This is a genomic window from Gemelliphila asaccharolytica, assembly GCF_001553005.1.
In the GTDB taxonomy this organism is placed as follows: domain Bacteria; phylum Bacillota; class Bacilli; order Staphylococcales; family Gemellaceae; genus Gemelliphila; species Gemelliphila asaccharolytica.
Genome location: NZ_KQ959899.1, coordinates 94,074 through 112,436, shown reverse-complemented (window position 1 = coordinate 112,436; position 18,363 = coordinate 94,074). Strand labels below are relative to the sequence as shown.

Sequence of the window (18,363 nt, the reverse complement as noted above, 5' to 3'; positions counted from 1 at the left end):
ATAATGAAAAAATTATTAACAAATAATGTTTTGGGAATTACTTATACATTTATCGGAGCTTCATTATGGGGACTTAGTGGAGTTTTAGGAGAATACTTACTTAATATTTCTAAGATTAATTCAAGTTGGGTAATAACAAACAGAATATTTTTTTCTGGGCTGATTATGATTTTTTATTTGTATTTAAAAAATAAAAATAAAATTTTTTTAATATACAAAAATAAGAGAGATGTATTTTCTTTATTAAAATTTTCTTTTTTAGGTCTTTTAGTATGTCAAGCTACATATTTTTTATCAGTAAAATATACAAATGCTCCTACAGCAACCATTTTACAATATATAGGTCCAACTATAATAATGTGTTATTATTGTATTTTTAAAAAAAGATTTCCATCATTTAATGAGATTATAGCAATATTGTTTTCTTTTTTAGGAACTATAATAATAGCGACACATTGTGATATTAAGAATATTCAAGTGTCCTTAATAGGAATATTTTGGGGCATTTTTTCAGCTTTTGGACTAGCATTATATAGCGTGCTATCTTTAGGACTTATAAAAAAATATGGAGCAATATTAGTTGTAGCATGGGGATTTTTTATAGCTGGAATAGTTAGCGAATTTGGAACTTTTAATTTTTATTTACCAAAAAATTTTACATTATTAGATTTTTTTGCTTTTTTAGGAGTTGTTATTTTTGGTACTATTTTATCTTTTTCATTTTATCTTGAAGGTGTGCAAAAAATAGGGGCAATAAAGGGAAGTATAATAGCTTGTTTTGAACCAATAGCTGCTATTATTTTTTCATATTTATTATTAGAAGCAAATTTAACTGTTTACGATTTTATAGGTGTATTATTTATTTTAGCATCAGTTTTTATACTGAATATAAGAGCAAGTAGGAGAAAAAATGATTTATAAAAGTTTTGATGATTTATATAATAGTATGACGACCAAGGAGTTGACATTACAAGCAAAAAAGTTGGGTGTTAGTAGATATTCAACATTAAATAAAAAAGAATTAGTTTTATCTATATTAGAAAAAGAAATGGAAAATGAGGGGAATTATTTTTTAACAGGAGTTTTAGATGATATTCATCCGGAACAAGGATATGGATTTTTGAGGACTGTTAATTTTAGTAAAGGAGAAGTTGATATTTATATATCAAGTTCACAAATAAGAAGGTTTGAATTAAAAAAGGGCGATAAGGTAACAGGGAAAGTAAGAAAACCTAAAGAAAATGAAAGATATTATGGTTTGCTACAAGTAGATTTTATAAATGGAGTGAACGCTGAAGAAGTAAAATCCCGTACTCATTTTCAAGCACTAACACCAATATATCCAAATAAAAAAATAGTTTTAGAAACTACAAAAGAAAAGCTTTCTACTAGACTTATAGATCTTTTATCCCCAATAGGATTCGGGCAAAGAGGTCTTATAGTAGCACCACCAAAAGTGGGGAAAACAACTCTTATTAAAGAAATTGCTAATGCAATTTCTAAAAATTATCCAGATAAAAAATTAATAATACTGTTGATTGATGAACGACCAGAAGAGGTGACTGATATGGAAAGATCAGTAGCAGGAGCAGAAGTTGTAAGTTCTACCTTTGATAAGAAACCAGAAAATCACGTAAAAGTAGCAGAATTAGTTATAGAGTACGCAAAAAGATGTGTTGAGTTAGGTCAAGATGTAATTATTCTCATGGATAGTATAACTAGACTTGCAAGAGCATATAATATAATATCTCCTAGCAGTGGAAAAGTATTATCTGGGGGGATTGACCCTTACAGCCTTCATAAACCAAAATCATTTTTTGGAGCTGCAAGAAATGTAGAAGGAGGAGGAAGTTTGACTATTATAGCAACAGCACTTATAGAAACTGGGTCAAGAATGGATGATTTAATATTTGAAGAGTTTAAAGGAACAGGAAATATGGAACTTGTATTGTCTCCTGAATTATCAAAAAAAAGAATATATCCAGCTATAGATTTTTTGAAAACTTCAACAAGAAAAGAAGAATTACTTTTAACAAAAGATGAATTAGAAGTTATGCAACAAACAAGAGATAAACTTTCAGATATAAGTGATCCAATTATTGGAATATCAAAATATTTAAGAAAGTATGATTCTAATAGAGAATATGTAATAGAGATGAAAAAAAATATAAGAAAATAGAGGTTATATGAAATTATTATACGAAATATTAGATTATAATAAAAAATTTGTAAATAATAAATACTATGAAAAGTATCAAACAGAAGATAAATATCCAAGTAAAGAGGTTGTTATTTTGACCTGTATGGACACCCGTTTGGTAGAATTAGCCACAAAAGCACTTAATTTTTCAACAGGCGATGTAAAAATCATAAAAAATGCAGGGGCAATACTAAGTCATCCTTATGATTCTGTTATGAGAAGTTTGATTATAGCGGTATATTCTTTAAAAGCTAAAGAAATAATAGTTATGGGGCATAAGGATTGTGGAATGCAAAATATAAACACAAATGATTTGATAAAAGCTATAAGGGAAAGAGGAGTGTCTGAAGACACTTTAAATGTTTTAAAATATTCAGGAATAAATTTAAATGAATGGCTTCATGGTTTTGATAATGTAAATGATAGTGTAGAACACGATGTTAAGTTAATAAAAAATCATCCTTTATTACCAAACGAAGTTAGCGTTCATGGATTGGTAATTGATCCAACAAACGGTGAACTGACAGTTATAAAAAATGGTTATGATGATAATCAATAGGATATAAAAAATATATTTTATATTTTTAAAAAAAATTTCAAAAAATACTTGACAAAATAAATTATAAGTAGTAAACTCTTAAACATAAAAATAATATAAACGTTGAAGAAGAAAAGTAATATATAATTTAATTATAGCGAGTCGACGACGGTGCAAGGTTGATATTAATTATATACGAACGTACTTTGGAGTTAATTTTAAAAAAATTGGTATTTCTGCCTTAAAGAATTTGAGTGGATATATTATTATATCAATAAGAGTGGTAACGCGGATATTTCGTCTCTTTAAATCTTTAAGATTTAACGAAGTATCGGTGTTTTTTTTATAGTTATAATTATTATTTATTGCATTTATAATTATTGTATAAAAATATATCAATAAGAGTGGTAACGCGGATATTTCGTCTCTTTGAAAATTTCATTTCAAAGAGGCGTTATTTTTTTTATAAATTACAAATTTTCAACGAGGATCAGGAGGTATAAATGAAAAAAATATGTATAATATTGATATCTTTTTTACTATTACTAACTACAACAGGTTGTGGAAACAAAAAAGATGTAAATCAATTAGATAGTATTAAAGAAAGAGGGAAAATTAGTTTAGGAGTCGCTCCAGACTACGCACCATATGAATTTTATTTAGCAAAAGATGGAAAAGTAGAAGTGGTTGGAGCAGATATTCAACTAGCAGAAGAAATAGCAAAAGAGTTAGGAGTAAAACTAGAGATAGTTCAATTGTCATTTGATGCCCTATTACCAGCTTTATCGTCAGGTAGAGTAGACATGGTTATATCAGGTATGAACCCTAATGAAAAGAGAAGAAAAGTAGTAGATTTTTCTGATATATATTTTGCAGGTGGTAGTGCATTTTTAATAAATAATGATAGAGAAGATATTAAATCAATAGAAGACGTAAAAAAAATGAAAATAGGAGTTCAAAAAGGAGCTGTTCAAGAAAAATTTTTACTAGAAGAAATTAATATTCCAAGAGAAAATCTTCAATCATTAGCAGATGTACCTAGTGTAATACAAGATTTAAAAAATAAAAATATAGATGCAGCATTTTTAGCTGAAGATGTTAGTAAAATAGCTTTACACAAAGAAAAAAGCTTAATATTTAGTAATTTTAAATTTGAAAAAGATGCTGAAGCAGAAGGAATGGCAGTTGCATTTAGAAAAGGAAACAACAAAGATTTAATAGAAAAAATAAATAAAGTAGTAAATAAACAATATTCAGAAAAAATATTTGAAAATGAATTAGAGAAATATGCTACATTAGCAGCTGAATATCAAGAATTAAAATAAAGGAGAATAATAAAATGTTTAATTTTTTATCAGAATATAATGGAATGTTTATAGATGCTACAAAGGTAACTTTATCGGTTTCATTAATAGCATTATTAATAGGATTAATTTTTGGAATAATTTTATGTGTTTGTAAGATTGGAACTATAAAAATATTTAAATGGTTAGCTACTATATATGTAGAAATTATAAGAAATACACCAATATTAGTACAAATCATGATTATATATTTTGCTTTACCAGAAATAGGTATATTATTATCTCCTTTTGTTGCAGCAGTAGTAGCTTTATCTATAAACTCTGCAGCTTATGTAAGTGAGATTTTTAGAGCTGGAGTTAACGCTATAGATAAAGGACAAATGGAAGCGGGACGTTCATTGGGACTAAGTTATGGTCAAACTATGAAATTGATAGTATTACCACAAGCCTTTAAAAATTGTTTACCAGCATTAGGAAATGAATTTATATCTTTAGTAAAAGAATCATCAATAGTATATTTTGTAGGTGTAGCTGATATAATGTTTGCAGCAAATGCAATAAAAAATGCCACATATGAAACGTTTGGACCATATTTAGTTGCAGCAGCAATATACTTTATAATAACAACAGTTTTATCACAAATTATAAAAACATTAGAGAGAAAATTAGAAAAATAGGGGGATAATTATGCTAATAGAAGTAAAAAATTTGAAAAAAAATTTTAAAGATAATGAAGTTCTGAAAGGTATAAATTTTACTGTAAATAAAGGAGAAAAAGTTGTAATAGTAGGTTCTAGTGGTAGTGGTAAATCTACAGCATTAAGATGTATCAATTTATTAGAACATCCGACATCAGGAGAAATATTATATCATGGAAAAAATATAATGGATGCCAGTTATGATGTGAATAAATTAAGAAGTAAAGTAGGAATGGTATTTCAAAATTTTAATTTATTTAATAATATGTCAGTTTTAGAAAATATTATATTAGCTCCGAAAACATTAAAATTAGATACAGAAGAGAATTTGAGAAAAAAAGCTATTAAATTACTAAAAAGAGTAGGTTTATCTGATAAAAAAGATGCGTACCCTAATTCTCTATCAGGAGGGCAAAAACAACGTGTAGCTATAGCTAGAGCATTAGCAAATGAACCAGAAGTCTTACTATTTGACGAACCTACCAGTGCGTTAGATCCTGAGATGGTAAATGAGGTATTAGATGTTATAAAAGAATTATCATTAGAAGGATTAACAATGATTATAGTAACTCATGAGATGGGATTTGCAAAAGAAGTAGCTGATAAAGTTTTATTTATGGATTCTGGAATTATCCTTGAAGAAGGCAAACCAGAAGAATTATTTAATAATCCAAAAGAAGAAAGAACAAAAATATTTTTAAGCAAAGTATTATAAAAAAAATTAAATTGTTTTAAAGTTAAAAAACTTATGTATATTTTATTTTATTCCAAATAAAAGATAAATTTAAAATACACATAAGTTTTTTTATTATTTAGAATAAATATAAAATATAATAGTAAAAAATAATTTAGTTTGAAAAATAATAAAATTTATAGTATAATTTGTTAAAAGTCAATTTTAGTCAGTATGAGGAGGTGATATTAGTGAAAGAAAATAATATGACTGATATAATCGAAGAATATATAAAAAAATTACTATCTGAATCAAAAGAAGATTTTATAATAATAAAAAGAAGTAATTTAGCAGAAAAATTTGATTGTGTCCCTTCTCAATTAAATTATGTTATAAAAACAAGATTTTCAAAAGCACATGGATTTATAATAGAAAGTAAAAGAGGAGGGGGAGGTTTCGTAAGAATAACTAAAATCACTCTAAATGACGATTATGGCTATATAGATTTTCTAATTGAAGAAATCAAGCAGTTAAATGCGAAAGAAATAGATTATGAAAAGATTATAAAAATTTTAAAAACAAAAAAATATATTAACTATTTTGATTATTTAATAATTAATAATTCATTATTAACAATAAAGAAAAATTTTATAGAAACAGTAAAAGAGCTTAAAAATAATGAAAAAGAAATTCTCTTTTTGGAAAAAATAATGACAAATAATATAAAAGAGTTTTTTCTTAATTTTTTATCTAATATTAAATATGCTAAGGAGAAAAAGTAATGTATATAAGATTTAGTGAATCTGCATTAATTGTCTTAACTAACGCAAAAGAAGAATCAAAAAATTTAGGGTTAAAGGCAGTAGGAACAGAACATTTATTATTGGGAATTTTAAATATTAAAAATAATTTGGCTATAAAAATTTTAAATAAACACAACATAACCTATAATAACTTTAAAGAAGAAGTTAAAAAATTCTATGAAGTAGAATTAAAAGGTACAGATTTTTTTAACAATATAATGAAAAGAATAGACTATACAACAGGAGCAATAAATGTTATAGAAAAAAGTCAGTCTTATGCTGACAAAAACAGAAGTTTTGCAGTCGCAAGTGAACATCTTTTGTTATCGTTATTAAATCAACAAGAAACAACAGCAGTAAAAATTTTAAAAAATATTTTGAATGTAGATATACAGCTTATAATAGATGAATTAGAAGTAACATTAAAAGAAAATCAAGGTTTATTTTCTAAATTATACGATTCATTCAGAAACATAGAAGAAGAACAAGAAGTTTTACCTAGAACAGATCTTTTAGATTCACTAGCGAAAGATTTAACAAAAGAAGCATCAAATAATAAACTAGATCCTGTATTATCTAGAGATAAAGAAATAACAAGAATGATTGAGATATTAAATAGAAGAACAAAAAATAATCCTGTTTTAGTCGGTTCTCCCGGAGTAGGGAAAACAGCAATAGTAGAGGGTCTTGCAGAAAGAATAGTATCTAAAAATGTTCCTTCTAATTTAATAGGTAAAAGAATACTGGTTCTTGATATGGGATCTTTATTAGCTGGGACAAAATATAGAGGAGAATTTGAAGAAAGATTAAAAAATATATTAAAAGAAATAAAAGAAGCAGGAAATGTAATCTTATTTATTGATGAAATTCATACTATAATAGGAGCGGGTTCAAGTGAAGGAAGTGCAGATGCATCTAATATTTTGAAACCAGCATTATCAAGAGGAGAAATCCAATTGATAGGGGCTACTACTACAGATGAATATAGAAAATATTTTGAAAAAGATCCAGCATTAGAAAGAAGATTTCAACCTATAAAAGTAGAAGAACCTACTATAGAAGATACAATAAATATTTTAGAAGGTTTAAAACACAAATATGAAGAACATCACAATGTAGAAATAACAGATGAAGCAGTAGAAGCAAGTGTTAAATTAAGTAGCGTTTATATAACAGATAGATTTTTACCTGATAAAGCTATTGATTTGATAGATGAGGCTAGCTCAAAAGTTAAATTGCGTCACTACAAATCCCCAGAAAAATTAAAAGAATATGAAAATAAACTAAGTAAGCTTAATATAGAAAAAGATAAAGCAGTACAAAATCAAGAATTTGAAATAGCAGCCAAAAAACGTGATGAAATAAATGAAACTATAAACAAAATAGAAAAATTTAAAATAATTTGGCAAGATAGTTTATCAAAAGAAAAAATAAAAATAAAAAAAGATCATATAGCAGAAGTTATAGGAGCATGGACAGGTATTCCTATAACAAAAATCACTCAATCAGAGGGAGAAAAACTACTTAATTTAGAAAAAATTCTTCATAAAAGGGTAATAGGACAAGAAAAAGCTGTAATAAGCTTGGCTAAATCTGTAAGAAGAGCAAGAAGCGGATTTAAGGATAAAAACAGACCTATAGGTAGCTTTATATTCTTAGGCCCTACTGGTGTAGGTAAGACAGAACTTGCAAAAAGTTTATCTGAAGCTTTATTCGGCTCTGAAGATAATATGATAAGAATTGATATGAGCGAATATATGGAATCTCATTCTATAAGTAGACTAATAGGAGCACCTCCTGGATATGTAGGATATGACGATGCTGGACAATTATCAGAAAAAGTTAGACAAAAACCATATTCTATAATATTATTTGATGAAATAGAAAAAGCTCATCCATCAATATTTAATATTCTATTACAAGTTTTAGATGATGGAAGATTAACAGATAGTAATGGAAGACATATTGATTTTAGAAATACAATAATAATAATGACTTCTAATGTAGGAGTAAATGAATTAAAAGATCAGAAATTTGTAGGATTCGCAGCAAGTGAATCTATAAAAAATGACTATAAGAATATTCAAAAAACAATGATGGAAGCATTAAAAAAACAATATAGACCAGAATTTTTAAATCGTATAGATGATATAGTAGTATTTAAGACACTAGAAAAAGAAGATTTAGAAAAAATTTCTTTACTTATGATAGATTCATTATCAAAAAGATTAAAAGATAGAAATATAACAATAAAATTGTCTAAAAAAGCTATGGATAAAATAATAGAAGATGGTAATGTCAAAGAATACGGAGCTAGACCACTTAAAAGAAGTATTCAAAAAAATATAGAAGATTTGCTTAGTGAAGAAGTGTTAAAAAATCCTGAATTGTCAGGAGTTATAAATATTGACTATAAAAAAGATAAATTTTTTATAAAGGAAAAATAATTTATGCCAAGTAAAATTTCAATCAAATTTGAATGTATGTCATGTGGATATCAAACTATTAAGTATTTAGGAAAATGTCCTAACTGTGGTAAATGGAATAGTTTTGAAGAAATTAAAGAAGTAAAAACAAGAAAAAAAGATTTAAATATTGAAAATGAAATACTTCTAAAAAAAGATAATGTGAATGTAGCAAAATTAAAAGATATATCAACAACAGATGTTCCTAGAGAAGACACAGGTAGTAAAGAATTTAATAGAGTTTTAGGTGGAGGAATAGTTCTAGGATCATTGGTACTAATAGGAGGAGATCCCGGTATAGGAAAATCTACAATTTTGTTGCAAACAATGCATTATTTATCTGAAAAATCTAATGTATTATATGTATCAGGTGAAGAATCAGCAAAACAGATAAAAATAAGAGCTGATAGAATGGGTAATAGTACGGATGATTTGTATGTTTACTCACAAACAGATTTAAATATGATATATGAAATTATAAAAAAAATAAATCCTAAATTTTTAGTTATAGATTCTATTCAAACTATGTATAATCCAAATCTTGAAAATTCTCCAGGAAGCGTCACACAAGTAAGAGAATGTACCCATCAACTTATGAAAATAGCAAAAAATATGGGAATAGCTATTTTTATAGTGGGTCATGTTACAAAAGAAGGATCTATAGCTGGGCCAAGAATGTTAGAACATATGGTGGATACTGTTTTATACTTTGAAGGGGAAGAAAATCATAGTTATAGAATACTAAGAAGTGTTAAAAATAGATTTGGGTCTACTAATGAACTAGGGATTTTTGAAATGCAAAGTAAGGGACTTGTTGACGTTGTTAATCCATCTCAAATATTTTTAGAAGAAAGAAGCAAAAATTTATCTGGAGCAACAATAGTATCAACTATGGAAGGTACAAGACCTTTATTAGTAGAGATACAGTCACTTACAACCCCTACTGCATTTAATAATCCAAGAAGAATTTCATTAGGATTAGAGTATAATAAATTAGTTTTACTCATGGCAGTATTAGAGAAAAAAGCAGGATATCTCTTGCAACAACAAGATATTTATGCAAAAGTTGCAGGAGGGCTTAAAATACAAGATCCAGCAGTAGATTTAGGTATAATTATTGCAGTAGCATCTAGCTTTAAAGACAAAGCAATAAATATGTATGACTGTTTTGTTGGAGAAGTGGGTCTTACAGGAGAAATAAGAAGAGTTAGTAGAATAGAAAAAAGAATAAAAGAAGCTAGGAAACATGGTTTTAAAAGAATATTTATACCTTATAGTAACAAAAATATAATAGAAGAAGAAAAAGGTATAGAAGTTGTTACAGTAAAAAATGTAACAGAATGTTTAGATAAAGTTTTTAGTGATATATTTTAGATTAGCTTAATTTTAACTAAAATAATAGAAAATTCTATTATTTTAGTTTTTATTAAATTTTTTTAAAAAAAAATAAAAAAACATGATATACTAATTGTAATGAAAAAAATATTTAAGAAAAGAGGTGAAGATATGCTAAAAAAAATAATAATCATTATTTTTGCTTTAATAGGAATAACTATAGGAACAATATCTTCAAATATGGTTTTTAATAATTTATCAGAACAAAGCTTAATTAGTGAAACAAAGCTTAAAGCAATAATTATAATTTCTATTACGCTTATTTTTGTATTGATGTCTTTATTATTCTCTGGTAAAATGATATCTTTTTTAAAAACTGTAGAAGATAAAATAGTAAAAATACCTATATCAAAAGTACTTTTTACAACTATTGGATTAATATTAGGGTTATTAATAGCTACACTTTTGACAACGGCAATAGATTCAATCTTGACAATAAGATGGTTAGAATCTATAATTTCTGCACTTTTTTATATAGTATTTGGATATTTAGGATTTATTATAGGATTTAGAAGGAGCACAGAAACATTAAATATATTTTTAAATAAATTTAATATGCAGAAAATAAAAAATGATAAAAAATTAAATATTCAAAAAAAAGTTTCAAATAAAGTAATAGACAGTAGTGCTTTAATAGATTCTAGAATACAAGATATATCTAATACAGGTTTTTTAGAAGGAAAGTTGATAATACCAGAATTTGTATTAAAAGAATTACAACTAATTTCTGATTCTGAAGATCCTTTGAAACGAGCAAAGGGAAGATTAGGACTTGAGTGTATAGAAAATTTACAAAAAAATAATGATATAGATGTAATTATAGACAGTAATTATAAATACAAAGAACATATGCTTGTTGATGATTTAATAATAAATTATGCAAAAACAAATAAATGTTCGATAATAACAACAGATTATAATTTAAATAGGATAGCTACGGTACAATCAATAAAAGTTTTAAATGTTAATGATCTTTCAAATGCTGTAAAACCTATGTTGTCATCAGGAGAAAGAATTACTGTAAATATAAAAAGAGAAGGGAAAGAGTCAAACCAAGGTGTAGCCTATACAGAAGATGGAACAATGATAGTAGTAGAAAATGGGAAAAAATATGTAGGCGAAAACAAAGAAGTAGAGGTTCAAAGCGTACTTCAGACATCATCTGGAAGAATTATTTTTACAAAATTAGTGTAAAGTTTGATTTTTGATAATACATATGTTATTATAAACATTGTCTAAGTTATAGGAGGATATTATGCATACTTTTTTAATGACATTAACAATAATAAGTAGCATTTTAATTATAGTAGTTGTGATGTTACAAGAAAGTAAATCAGGTGGTTTATCTGGTCTTACTGGTGGAGCAGAAGAATTATTTGGTAAACAGAAAGTAAGAGGAGCGGAATTAGTATTACAAAGAATAACAATATTTTTAGGAATAATATTTTTCTTATCATTACTATCTCTTACATGGTTTAATATATAAAGATAATTAAAGCCCAAAATGTAATTTTATCATTTTGGGCTTTAATTTTATTAAGGAGCGGTTAAATGGAAGAAAAGTTAAAAAAAATATTTTATGAATTTAAAATTCTAAATATTGAAAAGATAAAAGAATATTTAGATATAAAAACAGGAAAAGAATTTGTAAAATTAATAAAAATTTTAGAAAAATTAACAAGAGAAAATTTTATTATCCAATTAAAAAATGAAAAATTTGTTTATTTTGATAATTTTTTAAAATTAGAAGGAATAATAAAAATAAATAAAAAAGGCTTTGGTTTTGTCTATTGTGATGATATTTCAGAAGAAGTTTATATAGCAAAAGAAAATTTAAATTCTGCATTACCTCAAGATAAAGTAAAAATAATAATAGAAAAAAATTATAGTAAAAAAGGCAGTTTAGAAGGAAAAGTAATAGAAATATTAGAAAGAGGATTAAAATATACAGTAGGTACATTAACTAAGGCCAAGCTATTTTCTTTTGTAAAAAGTGATGATAATAGCATTGATAGGCATATAAAAATAGAAAAAAAATATACTAAAAATTTAATAGATGGAAGCAAGGTTATAGTAGAGATAACAGATTTTGCTAATTCTGATGATAGTTTACATAAAGGGATAATAATAAAAACAATAGGACATAAAGATGACCCGGGAATTGATATATTATCTACAGCTTATAAACATAAAATTCCTGTAGAGTTTAAAAAAGAAGTAATAGATGAAATAAATAAAATATCCGAAAAAGTAGAAAATTATGATTCATATGTAGATTTGAGAAGTGAACATGTTGTTACTATAGATGGAGAAGATTCTAAAGATTTAGATGATGCAATTTCTGTAATAAAAAAAAGCGATGGATATAACTTAAAAGTATTTATAGCTGATGTAAGTAGATATGTTAAAGAAAATTCATATATTGATAAAGAAGCAATAAACAGGGGATGTAGTGTTTATTTGTTAAATACTGTAATTCCAATGCTGCCAAGAAAATTATCTAATGATTTATGCTCATTAAATCCAAATAAAGAAAGATATACTATTTGCTGCGAAATAGATTTTGATAAAAATGCTATAATAAAAGATTATGAAATATATCCAGCAATAATAGAATCAAAAGGAAAATTAACGTATAGCAAAGTTAATTCTGTTTATAGTAACGATAAAGATATATTAATTGAATATAAAAATCACTTAGAAATGCTAAAAACTGCAAAAAAATTATCTGAAAAAATAAGAAAAAATAGAGAAAAAAGAGGAGCGATAGAATTTTTAAAATCTGAATCTAAAATAATTTTAAATGATAAAAATGAAGTTGAAGATATAAGATTAAGAGAAAGAGGAATAGCAGAAAAATTAATTGAAGATTTTATGATAAGTGCAAATGAAGTAGTAGCAGAACACTTTTATTGGTTAGATTTACCTTTTATATATAGAGTGCATGAAAAACCTAAAATAGAAAAATTAAGAGATTTTTTTGATATTTCTGCTAGTTTAGGATATAGAAGTAATGTTAATATTAAAGAAATAAAACCTTACATGTTGGCTAATATGTTGTTAAAATTTAAAGATACCAAAGTAGAAACTATGCTATCAACAGTACTATTAAGAACAATGAACCAAGCAAAATATACAAATAATAATATTGGACACTTTGCACTGTCATCAAAATATTATACTCATTTCACATCTCCAATAAGAAGATATCCAGATTTATTAGTTCATAGAATGATAAGAGAATTTATTTTTAATAAAAAAATTATTAAAAACAAAGATGAATTATATGAGTCTATAGGAGAATTAGCAAAATTAAGCACAATGTGTGAAAAAAGAGCAGTAGATTGTGAAAGAGAAGTAGAACAAATAAAAAAATGTGAATATATGATACAATACCAGAATTGCATATTTGAAGGTATAATATCTTCTGTCACAAAATTCGGTCTTTTTATATCCCTAGAAAACACAATAGAAGGTCTTTGTCACATAAAAAACATTACAGATGACTACTACGAATTTGATGAAAAAAAACTGTTGCTAATAGGAAAAAGAAAAGGTAAAATATATAAAATAGGAGATAAAGTTAAAGTTAAGGTTATTGATGTTGACATAGAAGAAAAAAATATAGATTTTAAAATTATAAAAAATAAAGAAAAATTCATCAATAGGACGAAAAAAATAAAGAAAAGAAAGAGAAAATAGCTATGGATGATTTAAAAATAATTTCTAATAATAAAAAAGCAAAACATGATTATTTTATAGAGGATACGATTGAAGCAGGTATAGTTTTGACAGGAACAGAAATAAAATCTATAAGACAAGGTAAAATAAATTTAAAAGATTCATATTGTCAAGTGAGAAAAGGAGAAGTTTTTGCTTACAACATACATATATCTCATTTCACAGAAGGAAATAGATATAATCATGACCCCCTTAGAGTTAGAAAATTGTTGTTAAAGAAAAAACAAATAAAAATTATAGCAGAAAAGCTATCAGAAAGAGGTATAAGTATAATACCACTGAAGGTATATATAAAAAGAGGGTATGCCAAAATACTTATATCTATAGCTAAAGGTAAAAAAAATTATGATAAAAGAAATACTCTTAAAAAGAAAGAAGCAAACAGAGAAATAAAAAGAATTTTGAAAGAGAAACAAAAGTATTAGATAGAAAAATTTAAATTTCTATCTTTTTTTTTACATATTTATCTGTATTATTTGTTATAGTCCACTTTTAGAAAAATAATTAAATAAACATAACAATATAAATGAGTCCTGTTGTTATACACCAAAGTTTTAAAAAATGAAAAAGCTTTAAATATTGTAAAAACACAAAAGAAAGGCTTTACAAAATGTAAAAAAAAATGTAAAATATAACAAGACAATAAAAAAGGGAAATAGAGGAGGATAATTTATGGAAAAATTTACACAAATGTTACAGCCAGTAGCAGATAATATATATATTTCAGCACTAGTTGCACTTATCCCTATTGTTTATTATTTAGTTGCCTTGGCTGTATTTAAATTAAAAGGATGGCTAACGGGTCTTACAACATTGATTGTAGCAGCTATTGTAGCCGTAATCTTTTTCAAAATGCCAGCAACGTTTGCAGTTATGTCGTCACTGCAAGGGATTGTTTATGGTATTTTACCTATAGGATGGATAATATTAGCATCTGTCTTTCTTTATAAAATGACAGTAAAAACAGGACATTTTAATATAATAAGAGACAGTGTTACATCATTAACAGATGATAGACGTATCCAAGCTATACTTATAGCATTTTCATTTGGTGCATTTTTGGAAGGTGCAGCAGGATTTGGAGCACCAGTTGCTATAACTGCATCTCTGTTGGTTGGATTAGGTTTTCAACCACTTTATGCCGCTGGAATATGTTTATTAGCTAATACAGCACCGGTTGCATTTGGAGCTGTAGGGGTACCGGTTTCAGTTATGGGTAATTTAGCAACATATGTTGATGGAACACCTATACCAGCAACTGATATAGCAAGAATGATAGGGCATCAATTACCTGTGGTTTCTATATTTATTCCATTTTATTTAATAATAGTAATGGCAGGATTTAAAAAAGCTATGGAAGTATGGCCAGCACTATTGGTAGCAGGTGGATCTTTTGCTATTGCTCAATATGCAAGTGCTAGTTTCTTAGGCCCTGAACTTCCAGATATAATATCAGCGTTATTTTCATTATTATGTACTGTAATATTACTACAATTTTGGAAACCAAAAACAACATGGAAATTTAAAAATGAGCCAAAACAAACTATAGAAACAGTTAAACATTCTTCTAAAGAAATAGCTACAGCTTGGGCACCATTCATTGTTTTGGTAGTTGCAATATTTATTTGGACATTAGCACCGGTAAAAGCATTCTTTAAAAAATTATCTATAGTTATAGATGTACCTTTTATACATAATAACATTGTAAACTCAGTATCAGGAAAAGTAGTAGCAGCACAATATAAATTTGATATACTTGGAGCTGTTGGTACTTCAATATTGGTAGCGGCGTTAATAAGTAAGTTTATAATAAAAATTTCTTGGAAAGATACTTTTGAAACTTTTATAGAAACATTTAATGAAATAAAAATGGCATTACTAACTATTTGTTTTGTTGTAGGATTTGCTTATGTAATGAATGCATCTGGTATGACTAATACTATAGGAAGTGCTTTAGCAGCAACTGGAAAAGCATTCGCATTCTTCTCAGCAGGTTTAGGCTGGATAGGAGTATTTATAACTGGTTCAGATACTTCAGCAAACTTATTATTTGCAAAATTACAACAGGTTACAGCACAACAAACGGGTATGGATTCATTGCTAGCACTAGCAGCTAACTCTTCTGGTGGGGTAACAGGAAAAATGATATCACCACAATCAATAGCTGTAGCAGCAGCATCAGTTGGGCTTGTTGGAAAAGAACCAGAGTTATTAAGATTTACAGTAAAACACAGTTTATTCTTACTATTGTTAGTATGTATTTTGGTATACTTACAATCAACAGGAATATTAGGATGGATGATTCCAACACATCCGTAAATATTTTTAGAAAAATAAAAAAGAAAAAATATCTTAATTATTTTAAGATATTTTTTTTAATTTTTTCAAAAAAAATATCTGTATATATACATATAAGTAATAATTATGTTAAAATAAGATGATTGCATAAAATAATATAAGGAGAGATAGCAGTGAAGGAAAAAACATTTTATATAACAACACCTATTTATTATCCTAGTGGTAATTTACATATAGGACACGCATATACTACAGTTGCGTGTGATGCTTTAGCTAGATATAAAAAAAGTCAAGGGTTTGATACTTTTTTTCTAACAGGAACTGATGAACATGGACAAAAAATTCAAACAAAAGCAAAAGAAAAGGGAATAACTGAAAAAGAATATGTGGACTATATGATAAAAAATATAAAAAAATTATGGTCTGCTATGGATATTAAATATGATAAATTTATAAGAACAACAGATGTATATCATGAAAAAGCTGTAGCAAATATTTTTGAAAAATTATTAAAAAAAGGTGACATTTATCTAGGTGAGTATGAAGGATGGTACTCAGTAAGCGATGAAGAATACTTTACCGAAACACAGTTAAAAGAAGTCTTTAGAGATAAAAAAGGGAAAATGATAGGAGGTATTGCTCCTAGTGGCAATGAAGTAAAATTAGTAAAAGAAGAATGCTATTTTTTCAAAATGAGTAAATATGCAGAAAAATTAGTAAAATATTATGAAGAACATGGTGATTTTATTTTACCAGAAACCAGAAAAAACGAAATGCTAAATAATTTCATAAAACCTGGATTAGAAGACCTTGCAGTCACTAGAACATCTTTTGACTGGGGAGTGAAAGTAAAATCTAATCCAAAACATGTTATATATGTATGGATAGATGCTTTAGTAAATTATATAACTGCCTTAGGTTACGAAACAGGAGATAGTGAAGAATTATTTAAAAAATACTGGCCATGTAATGTTCATGTTGTAGGAAAAGAAATTGTAAGATTTCATGTTATTTATTGGCCAATATTACTTATGGCATTAGATTTACCTTTGCCAAAAAAAATATTTGCTCATGGATGGCTTTTAATGAAAGACGGAAAAATGTCTAAATCAAAAGGTAATGTCGTAGATCCGTATATGTTAATAGATAAATATGGGCTTGACAGTGTTAGATATTACTTAATGAGAGAAGTTCCATTTGGTCAAGATGGAATTTTCACTCCTGAAAGTTTTATAGAAAGAATAAATTCAGATTTATCTAATGACCTTGGAAATCTTTTAAACAGAACAATAGCGATGATAAATAAATATTGTGATGGAGTGATTCCAGCATTTATTAAAACAGATAACGAAATAGATAAAAGCTTGATTTCAGCCTCAAAAGAAGTAGTTGAATCATATGAAAAATACATGGAAAACATGCAATTTTCAAAAGCTTTAGAAGAACTTTGGAAATTTATATCTAAAACTAATAAATATATAGATCAAACTACTCCATGGATATTAGCAAAAGATGAATCTAAAAAACAAGATTTAGATAAAGTTATGAACTATTTAGCTGAAAGTTTAAGAATAATTAATATTTTAATAGAACCATTTTTAACAAATGCTACAAAAAAAATAAAATATCAATTAAACATACCTGAAAAATTGTGTGAATATTCTTCAGTTAAAAGATTTGGCCAATTTGATGGAACAGATAAAGTTATAGAAAAAGCAAGTCCGATATTTCCACGTTGGGAAAAAGAAAAAGAAGTAACATATATAAAACAAAATATGTCTAAAAAAGCATTGGAAAATTTAGAAAAAAAACAAGAACAAAAAGAAATATCAATAGATCAATTTTTTGAAACTTCATTAAAAGTAGCAGAAGTACTAGAATGTGAAAAAATAGAAAAAAGTTCTAAATTACTTAAATTCAAGTTGAATTTAGGAGACCATAATAGACAAATAGTTTCAGGTATAGCAAAATACTATTCGCCAGAGGACTTAATAGGTAAAAAATTAGCGGTTGTAACTAATTTAAAACCAGTTAAACTTTGTGGTGAGATAAGTGAGGGAATGATACTTTCGGCAGAAAAAGATGGAATTTTAAAAGTAGTAGAGATAAGTAAAGAAGTTCCCAACGGAGCAACTATAAAATAATTTTTTAATAATATAATATAGCCCTAAAAAAGAATTTAGTATTCAGTATTTTTAGGGTTTTTTTAGAATTTAGTAAATTTTAAAAAGTAATAAGTTCGTTGATA

15 protein-coding genes and 1 other annotated feature are annotated in these 18,363 nt (G+C 26.4%); all 15 genes read left to right on the top strand.

Going from position 1 to position 18,363, the window contains the following annotated elements; genetic code table 11:
• Positions 1-3: 3 nt before the first annotated feature.
• The 15 genes from HMPREF1871_RS04875 (at position 4) to metG (ending at position 18,259) form a co-directional block, all read left to right on the top strand.
• The gene (locus HMPREF1871_RS04875; RefSeq protein WP_066130659.1) at positions 4-921 is read left to right on the top strand and encodes a DMT family transporter; all 918 of its coding nucleotides are present in this window, start codon (positions 4-6) and stop codon (positions 919-921) included.
• The gene (gene rho / locus HMPREF1871_RS04870; RefSeq protein ID WP_066130657.1) at positions 911-2,179 is read left to right on the top strand and encodes a transcription termination factor Rho; all 1,269 of its coding nucleotides are present in this window, start codon (positions 911-913) and stop codon (positions 2,177-2,179) included. The genes HMPREF1871_RS04875 and rho overlap by 11 nt, the downstream gene beginning before the upstream one ends.
• A 7-nt stretch (positions 2,180-2,186) precedes the next feature.
• Positions 2,187-2,759, top strand: a complete 573-nt coding sequence (locus HMPREF1871_RS04865) for a beta-class carbonic anhydrase (RefSeq protein ID WP_066130655.1) — start codon at positions 2,187-2,189, stop codon at positions 2,757-2,759.
• A 93-nt stretch (positions 2,760-2,852) separates the two neighbouring features.
• Positions 2,853-3,046: a binding site (T-box leader), on the top strand.
• Between the two features lie 195 nt (positions 3,047-3,241).
• Entirely contained in the window at positions 3,242-4,063 is an 822-nt protein-coding gene (locus tag HMPREF1871_RS04860; protein WP_066130652.1) for a transporter substrate-binding domain-containing protein, read from the top strand.
• A 14-nt stretch (positions 4,064-4,077) separates the two neighbouring features.
• On the top strand, positions 4,078-4,719 hold the full coding sequence (locus HMPREF1871_RS04855) for an amino acid ABC transporter permease (RefSeq protein WP_066130650.1): 642 nt from the start codon (positions 4,078-4,080) through the stop codon (positions 4,717-4,719).
• 10 nt (positions 4,720-4,729) lie between these two features.
• Complete coding sequence (locus HMPREF1871_RS04850; protein WP_066130647.1) at positions 4,730-5,455, top strand: amino acid ABC transporter ATP-binding protein; 726 nt, start codon at positions 4,730-4,732, stop codon at positions 5,453-5,455.
• 224 nt (positions 5,456-5,679) lie between these two features.
• The gene (locus HMPREF1871_RS06475) at positions 5,680-6,195 is read left to right on the top strand and encodes a CtsR family transcriptional regulator (RefSeq protein WP_066130701.1); all 516 of its coding nucleotides are present in this window, start codon (positions 5,680-5,682) and stop codon (positions 6,193-6,195) included.
• Complete coding sequence (locus HMPREF1871_RS04840) at positions 6,195-8,663, top strand: ATP-dependent Clp protease ATP-binding subunit (RefSeq protein ID WP_066130644.1); 2,469 nt, start codon at positions 6,195-6,197, stop codon at positions 8,661-8,663. Before HMPREF1871_RS06475 ends, HMPREF1871_RS04840 begins: the two co-directional genes overlap by 1 nt.
• Positions 8,664-8,666: 3 nt before the next feature.
• Positions 8,667-10,055 (top strand): DNA repair protein RadA, encoded by a 1,389-nt coding sequence (radA, locus tag HMPREF1871_RS04835; protein WP_066130642.1) that lies wholly within the window; start codon positions 8,667-8,669, stop codon positions 10,053-10,055.
• Between the two features lie 132 nt (positions 10,056-10,187).
• Positions 10,188-11,270, top strand: coding sequence for a PIN/TRAM domain-containing protein (locus HMPREF1871_RS04830; RefSeq protein WP_066130640.1), 1,083 nt, complete (start codon positions 10,188-10,190; stop codon positions 11,268-11,270).
• A gap of 61 nt (positions 11,271-11,331) precedes the next feature.
• The gene (gene secG, locus HMPREF1871_RS04825) at positions 11,332-11,562 is read left to right on the top strand and encodes a preprotein translocase subunit SecG (RefSeq protein WP_066130638.1); all 231 of its coding nucleotides are present in this window, start codon (positions 11,332-11,334) and stop codon (positions 11,560-11,562) included.
• 65 nt (positions 11,563-11,627) lie between these two features.
• A complete protein-coding gene (rnr, locus tag HMPREF1871_RS04820; RefSeq protein ID WP_066130636.1) occupies positions 11,628-13,778 on the top strand; it encodes a ribonuclease R in 2,151 nt (716 codons plus the stop codon).
• Positions 13,779-13,780: 2 nt separating this feature from the next.
• Positions 13,781-14,242, top strand: a complete 462-nt coding sequence (gene smpB, locus HMPREF1871_RS04815; protein WP_066130633.1) for an SsrA-binding protein SmpB — start codon at positions 13,781-13,783, stop codon at positions 14,240-14,242.
• Positions 14,243-14,489: 247 nt separating this feature from the next.
• On the top strand, positions 14,490-16,136 hold the full coding sequence (locus HMPREF1871_RS04810) for an L-lactate permease (RefSeq protein WP_066130630.1): 1,647 nt from the start codon (positions 14,490-14,492) through the stop codon (positions 16,134-16,136).
• A 146-nt stretch (positions 16,137-16,282) separates the two neighbouring features.
• Positions 16,283-18,259 (top strand): methionine--tRNA ligase, encoded by a 1,977-nt coding sequence (metG, locus tag HMPREF1871_RS04805; RefSeq protein WP_232297376.1) that lies wholly within the window; start codon positions 16,283-16,285, stop codon positions 18,257-18,259.
• The last annotated feature ends 104 nt before the right edge of the window (positions 18,260-18,363 follow it).

What these genes read in the sequence shown, in the direction of transcription:
- HMPREF1871_RS04875 (WP_066130659.1), top strand. Translation starts at nt 4, where the DNA reads ATGAAAAAATTATTAACAAATAATGTTTTGGGAATTACTTATACATTT.
- rho (WP_066130657.1), top strand. Translation starts at nt 911, where the DNA reads ATGATTTATAAAAGTTTTGATGATTTATATAATAGTATGACGACCAAG.
- HMPREF1871_RS04865 (WP_066130655.1), top strand. Translation starts at nt 2,187, where the DNA reads ATGAAATTATTATACGAAATATTAGATTATAATAAAAAATTTGTAAAT.
- HMPREF1871_RS04860 (WP_066130652.1), top strand. Translation starts at nt 3,242, where the DNA reads ATGAAAAAAATATGTATAATATTGATATCTTTTTTACTATTACTAACT.
- HMPREF1871_RS04855 (WP_066130650.1), top strand. Translation starts at nt 4,078, where the DNA reads ATGTTTAATTTTTTATCAGAATATAATGGAATGTTTATAGATGCTACA.
- HMPREF1871_RS04850 (WP_066130647.1), top strand. Translation starts at nt 4,730, where the DNA reads ATGCTAATAGAAGTAAAAAATTTGAAAAAAAATTTTAAAGATAATGAA.
- HMPREF1871_RS06475 (WP_066130701.1), top strand. Translation starts at nt 5,680, where the DNA reads ATGACTGATATAATCGAAGAATATATAAAAAAATTACTATCTGAATCA.
- HMPREF1871_RS04840 (WP_066130644.1), top strand. Translation starts at nt 6,195, where the DNA reads ATGTATATAAGATTTAGTGAATCTGCATTAATTGTCTTAACTAACGCA.
- radA (WP_066130642.1), top strand. Translation starts at nt 8,667, where the DNA reads ATGCCAAGTAAAATTTCAATCAAATTTGAATGTATGTCATGTGGATAT.
- HMPREF1871_RS04830 (WP_066130640.1), top strand. Translation starts at nt 10,188, where the DNA reads ATGCTAAAAAAAATAATAATCATTATTTTTGCTTTAATAGGAATAACT.
- secG (WP_066130638.1), top strand. Translation starts at nt 11,332, where the DNA reads ATGCATACTTTTTTAATGACATTAACAATAATAAGTAGCATTTTAATT.
- rnr (WP_066130636.1), top strand. Translation starts at nt 11,628, where the DNA reads ATGGAAGAAAAGTTAAAAAAAATATTTTATGAATTTAAAATTCTAAAT.
- smpB (WP_066130633.1), top strand. Translation starts at nt 13,781, where the DNA reads ATGGATGATTTAAAAATAATTTCTAATAATAAAAAAGCAAAACATGAT.
- HMPREF1871_RS04810 (WP_066130630.1), top strand. Translation starts at nt 14,490, where the DNA reads ATGGAAAAATTTACACAAATGTTACAGCCAGTAGCAGATAATATATAT.